The sequence below is a fragment of the Streptomyces sp. NPDC059398 genome (assembly GCF_042751845.1).
Classification (GTDB): Bacteria; Actinomycetota; Actinomycetes; order Streptomycetales; family Streptomycetaceae; genus Streptomyces.
In genome coordinates this window covers 48480-55274 of record NZ_JBHYWP010000051.1, presented here as the reverse complement: position 1 = coordinate 55274, position 6795 = coordinate 48480, and the positions used below count along the sequence as shown (strand labels likewise).

3 protein-coding genes are annotated in these 6795 nt (G+C 67.9%); all 3 read right to left on the bottom strand.

The features are described 5' to 3' along the window. Nucleotides 1-5069: amino acid adenylation domain-containing protein (locus ACFXBC_RS19470; protein ID WP_385025425.1), on the bottom strand; the 5069-nt coding region annotated here is incomplete at its 3' end. 342 nt (nucleotides 5070-5411) lie between these two features. Continuing rightward, entirely contained in the window at nucleotides 5412-5630 is a 219-nt protein-coding gene (locus tag ACFXBC_RS19465; RefSeq protein WP_385025422.1) for an MbtH family protein, read from the bottom strand. A gap of 608 nt (nucleotides 5631-6238) precedes the next feature. Then, the gene (locus ACFXBC_RS19460) at nucleotides 6239-6457 is read right to left on the bottom strand and encodes a hypothetical protein (RefSeq protein WP_385025420.1); all 219 of its coding nucleotides are present in this window, start codon (nucleotides 6455-6457) and stop codon (nucleotides 6239-6241) included. Between the last annotated feature and the right edge of the window lie 338 nt (nucleotides 6458-6795).

The following is a 6795-nucleotide window of genomic DNA, read 5'->3' as shown; positions in this document are numbered from 1 at the left end:
GGTTGTCCGGTGGAGCCGGAGGTGTGGATGAGGTAGGCGGGGTGGTGGGGGTGGGGTGTGTGGGTGGGGTTGGTGGTGTGGGGGGTGGTGGGTTGGTGGGTGTTGAGGTGGGTGGTGGGGATGGTGTGGGTGGGGAGTTGGGTGTTGAGGTGGGTGGTGGTGATGAGGTGGGTGGGTTTGGTGGTGTTGAGGATGTGGGTGGTGCGGTGGTGGGGGTAGGTGGGGTCGATGGGGAGGTAGGCGGCTCCGGTTTTGAGGATGGCGAGGGTGGTGGTGGGGAGTTGGTTGGTGCGGGGGAGTGCGAGGGCGATGAGGTCTTCGGGGCCGATGCCTTGGTTGGTGAGGTGGTGGGCGAGGGCGTTCGCGCGGGCGTTCAACTCCCCGTACGTGAGAGAGCCGTCCGCATCCCGCACCGCCACGGCGTCGGGTGTGCGGGCCGCCTGCGCCTGGAACGCCTCGGGCACGGTGAGCCGCGGAACCTGCCCGGCCGGCCCGCGTCCGGCGGCGAGAAGCTCCGACTGCTCCTGCTGAGTGAGCAGCTGCATACGGTGCACCCGCTGCTCGGGATCCGCGACGACACCGGCCAGCAGGCGCGACAGCCGGTCGGCCAGTGACTGCGCCGTGGACCGTTCGAACAGCTCCGTGGAGAACTCCAGATACCCCGTCAGTCCGGCGGGTTCGCCGTCGTCGTCCTGCGTTTCGGTCAGCGAGAACGTCAGGTCGAACTTACTGACGTCGGTGTGGACGGACTGATCCGTCACCACCACCCCAGGCATGTCGATCCCGGCGGTGGCCTGGTTCTGCAGGACCAGCATCGTCTGGAACAACGGGTGATGGCTCTGCGAACGCTCCGGGTTCACCGCCTCCACCAGCCGCTCGAAGGGGACATCCTCATGTGCGTAGGCCGCGAGGTCGAAGGCGCGTACCCGGGCCAGGATTTCGCGGAAGGTGGGGTCGCCCGAGAGATCCGTACGCAGCACAAGGGTGTTGACGAAGAACCCGACGAGATCTTCGAGAGCCTCGTCGGACCGGCCGGCCACCGCGGTGCCGAGCGGGATGTCGTCCCCGGCACCGTGGCGGCAGAGGAGTACGGCGAGGGCCGCCTGCAGCACCATGAACATGCTGCACCCCGACGACCGGGCCAGTTGTGCGAGCCCCCGGTGGTCGTCCTCGCCCAGCAGGAAGGGCACGGCGCCACCCGCGTGCGTTGCCACCACAGGTCGCGGGCGGTCCAGGGGCAGTTCGATGCGTTCGGGCAGGCCCGTCAGCTTCTCCTGCCAGAAGCCGAGTTGGCGGCTGAGAAGACTTTCCGGGTCATTCTCCTCGCCGAGGGTGTGGTGTTGCCAGAGGGTGTAGTCGGCGTACTGGACGGGGAGCGGTGTCCAGTCCGGTGAGGTGGAGCGCGTACGGGCCCGGTACGCCTGCCCGAGGTCCCGGGCGAGGGGTGCCAGGGACCAGCCGTCCGCGGCGATGTGGTGCACGACCAGGACCAGGACATGCGCCTCAGCGGTCAACCGCAACAGCTTCACCCGCACTGCGGGGTTCCCCGCCAGGTCGAAGGTTCCGCCCGCCGCCGATGCCACGCTGTCCTGCGCCCAACGTGCGGCCTGCTCGGAGGTCGCGCCGACCGGGGCACTCTCCACGATCAGTGGCACCAGGCCACGCGCTTCCGCAGCGGGGTGCACCTGCTGATGGGGGACTCCGCCCTCCTCCACGAGCACGGTGCGGAGTGTTTCGTGGCGTTCTACGAGGTCGGTGATGGCGGTGCTGAGGGCGTGGGTGTCGAGTGGGCCGTCGAGGCGGAGGACGAGGGGGATGTTGTAGGTGGGGCTGGGGCCTTCGTAGCGGTTGAGGAACCAGAGGCGTTGTTGGGCGTGGGAGAGGGGGAGGTGGTCGGGGCGTTTGTGGGGTGTGAGGGTGGGTCGGGCATGGTGGGCGGTGTCGAGTGCGGTGGCGAGTGTGGCGACGGTGGGGTGTTCGAAGAGAGTGCGGATCTCGATTTCGGCATTCAGGGTGGTGCGGATGCGGCTGGTGAGGCGGGTGGCGAGGAGTGAGTGGCCGCCGAGTGTGAAGAAGTTGTCGTCGATGGTGATGTGGTCGCGGTTGAGGATGTCCGCGAAGAGGCCGCAGAGGATCTCTTCTTGTGGGGTCCGCGGACGACGGCCGCCCGTGGCACTGGCGGCTTCGGGCGCGGGCAGGGCCTTGCGGTCGATTTTGCCGTTCGGGTTGAGAGGCAGCGAGTCCAACCGTACGAACGCCGAAGGAACCATGTACGACGGCAACGACCGCCCCACCTCGGCCGCCAGCGTGTCGGGGTGCAGCGGGCCGCCATCGGCGGATACGACATACGCCACCAACTGGCTCGCGCCGGGGATGTCCTCGCGCAGTGTGACCAGGGCGGTCTTCACCGAAGGGTGGGACCGTAGTGCGGTTTCGATTTCGGTGGGTTCGATGCGGTAGCCGCGGAGTTTGATCTGGGTGTCGGCGCGGCTGATGTATTCGAGTTCGTTGTGGTGGTTCCAGCGGACGAGGTCGCCGGTGCGGTACATGCGGTCGCCGGTGGTGGTGAAGGGGTCGGCGGTGAAGCGGGTTGCGGTGAGGTCGGGGCGGTTGGTGTATCCGCGGGCGACGCCGGGTCCTGCGAGGTAGAGCTCGCCGGTGACGCCGGGTGGTACGGGGTTGAGGGCGGTGTCGAGTACGTAGGTGCGCATGCCGTCGAGGGCATGCCCGATGGGGGGCGGGCCGGTGGGTGTGTGGGGGGTGACGGCGTGGCGGGTGGCGAAGGTGGTCGTCTCGGTGGGTCCGTAGACGTGGTGGAACGTTGTGTGGGGGTGGGTGGTGGCGAGTTGTTGGAGTAGTCCGGGGGTTGCTTTTTCGCCGCCGGTTGCTACTAGGCGGAGTGTGCCGAGGAGTTGGGGGGTGGTGTCGGCGAGGGTGTTGAAGAGTGCGGTGGTGAGGAAGAGCGCGGTGACGTTCTGGGTGGTGATGAGGTGGTGGAGGGTGTGGGGTTCGAGTGGGCCGGGTGGGGCGATGGCGATGCGTCCGCCGGTGAGGAGAGGCACCCAGATTTCGAAGGTGGAGGCGTCGAAGACGTAGGCGGAGTGCATGAGGATGGTGTGGGGTGTGTTGGCCCAGGTGGTGTCGGCGGTGAGGGCTGTGATGTCGCGGTGGGTGATGCCGACGCCCTTGGGGGTGCCGGTGGATCCGGAGGTGAACATCATGTAGGCCAGCTGTGCGCCGCCGATCACGGTCGGCAGGGGTGCGGGGGAGGCGGGCGCCCCGTCAGTCACGTGTCCCAGGGCGTCAACCACTAGCACGGGCAAGGTGGTTCGCATGTGTTGCACCCAGGGGTGGGTGGCGGTTTCGCGGTCCACGATGAGGGCGCGCAACCTGGCGGTGTGTGCGGTCTGGTGGAGGCGTTCGGTGGGCCACTGGTGGTCGAGTGGGACGTACATGGCCGAGGCTCGTACAGCGGCGAGGGATGCGGTGACGATGCCGGGCGCCCGGGTGAGGAGGACCCCGACCCCGTCTTCCGCGCCCACCCCGTGGCCCGACAGGCAGGCTGCCAGTTCGGCTGATGTCTGGTCGAGCTCGCCGTAGGTCAGGGTCCCGTTGCTGCTGGACACGGCCACCGCGTCCGGTGCCGCTTTCACGCGCTCCGCGAACAGCTCGGGCAGCGACGCCCCCGACACACCCACCGGAAGATCCCCGCCCCGGCCCGTCTCCAGAATCTGCTTCGTCGCCGAGTCGTCCAGTACCCGCAGGCGCGACACGGGAGAGGTCAGGTCCGCCTGTGCCAGTTCTTCGATCAGGTGGGTGATGGCCTGCTGATGCGGCAGGACGTCCTCGGGCCGGTAGAGCTCCCGGTTGATGTCGAAGCCGATAAGCGGTCCCTTGTCCCCGGACCGTTCGTAGAGGAAGAGCGAGACGTCGTCGACCGGGCCGGTGGACAGCAGGCGCGAGACGCCGGGACTTCCCGCGAAGTCGAAGTCGTAGCCGTACGGCATGACGTTCACGACGATGTCGGAGAGCTGGGCCGTGGCACCGATGTTCTTGAGCTCGCGGGCCAACTGCTCTCTTGAGTAACGGCGGTGACGGATCGCCGGCCGCATCTCGGCCGCGACCGTACGGACCAGATCCGCCACCGTCATCCCGGGCGTGAGATGGATGTGCAGCGGCAGGATGTTGGCCGTCATGCCGGCGATCCGCCGCATGCTGTTGCGGCGGCCGTTCGAGGCCAGCCCGATGCCGACGTCCAGCGATCCTGTCACGCGGCTGACGTACGCCGCGACCGCGCTCACGAAGACGGCGGGCCAGGTGGTTCTGGTCTCCGAAGCGACTCTCCGCAGCCCCTCCATGACATGCAGAGGCAGCGACCTGCCCTGGTGGAGATGTGTGCCGGGAGCGACGGGCACCGGGCTGTCGCGGTGAGCCCCGGGTGCTGCCGGGCGTCGCTGAATGAAGGCGGCGTCGCGCGCGGACAGCGCCGATGGGCTCTGCTCGCTACCGTCCGGTGTCCGGGGCGCGAGTCCGCCGAACTTCTGTGTCCAGTACTCCCGGTCGCGCGCGAACTCCGCCGAGCGGTGGTAGCCCGTCTCGTCCTCCACCAACTCGCTGAGCGGCGCCCTGAGTTCTGGCACCTGCTCACCTCGTACGGCGGCGGTGTACAGCTCCGCGACCCGGCGGGCAATGCCGGTGCCGCTCAGCCCGTCCAGGGCGATGTGGTGGTAGCGGACGTACCAGAAGTGAAGGTCGGGGCCGAGCTTGAGCAGGGCGAAGGTGTGGCGCGGGCAGGTCAGACTGTCGACCGTCTCCATGTCGTCGGTCATGTACTGCTCGGCGGCGGCTGCCGGGTCCTGAGTGCCGGTCAGATCCACCGTGCGGCAGCGGCCCACCTGCTTCCGTACGACACGCTGGTAAACGGTGTCGCCCTCCACCACGAATTCGAGGTTGAGGCTTTCGTGTTCCTCGCTCGCTCTCCTCAGTGCGGCCTCGAATAATCTCCCGTCGAGCGGCCCATGGATTTGAATGCATTCACCTATGTTGTACTTCGGGCTCTTGGGGTCCAATAGCTGTCCGTACCACACACCTTGCTGAGCGGCAGTCAAAGGAAGAAGCCGGGCACGGTTTTCTGGCATGGTGATGCCGCCCTTTCGAAGGGTGTCGAGTCAGTCCATGAGGGCGTGACGAGCCCATCTCCCGTTGCTCAATGCGTCGGAGACGGCAAAGCAAACCGCGCCGGGCCCCTCGGGGGCCATCCGGGTCCGGAGTTGTGGTACGCCGAACCCGGTGGTCGCTCAATGGGCCTGCGAAGGCTGATGTGCGGTGGCTCCCGGCGTCGAGAGGCGGCATCGGCGGGCCGTCGCGGAACGGCCCACCTCTGCCCTGTGTTCTCTGATCGCGCCGGTTCGCTACTTACTCGCGGCCTCCATGGCCGCGACGAGACTGGCGGGCCGCATGTCGGACCAGGTCGCCTCGATGAAGTCCAGGCATTCCTGCCGCGAGCCCTCGGCCCGCGCGGCAGCCCATCCCCCCGGTACCTCGGTCGTGGCAGGCCAGAGTGAGTACTGACGCTCCTCGTTGACCAGCACAACGAACCGAGCCGAATCGTCATCGAAAGGATTGAGCACTACTTCCCCCACTCATTCTATTTCTGGTCAGTGGACCGGCAGGCAAGCGAGACCACGTAGCCCCCGGCTTCGCATTCACCTGTAATCGAACGTTGATTCCCCAGGTATCCGTTCGACCTCGGTCGAGCGTCAGTACGTTACACCCGGCGGACCTTCATATAAAACCAACTCCGGCTGACTTCTGCCCAGCAAATGCCGCTTCATGTGATCGCTACGTACAGTCAACCCATGCGGTGAAGTCGGGCCTACGTCTCTACTACCTGGCATAACGGGCTGACGAGGTACCGGAATATGCCATTGGCGTGTGCCATTCGAATGGCTGTGAGCTGCACGGGGAATGCCGGATCTTCATCAACGGGGGCGCATGAGCTGGGCGCGTGCATTCGATGCTCCGTGTCGTGCGCCGGTACGCCTGCCATGCGCCCCTGATCGGGTACGTGGTCCGCGCGGGCGCGCGACCCCTGCCACCACACAGCCGGGCGGCATCCCGGAATTCGGGCGCCACCCGTGCTTGTCTCGGCGACGGAGATCGCGGGAGACGCGGACCGGCTCCGCGCCTGGGCGCTGCTGGGGGAACTGGCACGGTGAGCGCTCGCCCCGGGCGCTCCTCAGTCCCCGCCTTCGTGATCGCTGCCCGCATCGCCCGCGCCGGTCTGGACGTTGGCTGTACGGTCCACCTCCAGCCATGAGTCCGCGTGCGAGTTGTCCACCTCGACCGCCGCGAGGTGGGCGGGCAGGGTCACGGAGGTCACGAGCAGCGGGCCCGGCGTGGCGGCAGCCGGGGCCACCTGGCCCCAGGCGGCGCCGATGGCCAGGCCGGCGGCCACGGTGAAGACGCTCCGGAGCCGAGAGGTCCGGAGCGTCTGGGGGGTCTCCGGCGTATCCGGGCGCCCCGTGCGGTGGGGTGACCCGTTGCCGTCGGTAACAGTGTCCGGTGCGAGGGGCTGTTTCATGGTCGGGTTCACGGTCGGGCGCGCTCCTCCCGGTCACCGCGAGGGCGCGGTGACCGTCGGCAGTCATGGGTGGCTGTCCGTCTGTCCGGCTGTCGTCCGACGGGCCGACGGGCCGACGGGCCGACGGGCCGACGGGCCGTCCGGCTGTCCGGATGCCGGCCCGTCGGATGAAGTCCTGGACGGTCGTGCTGGGTGGGTTCCCGCGGGTGTGG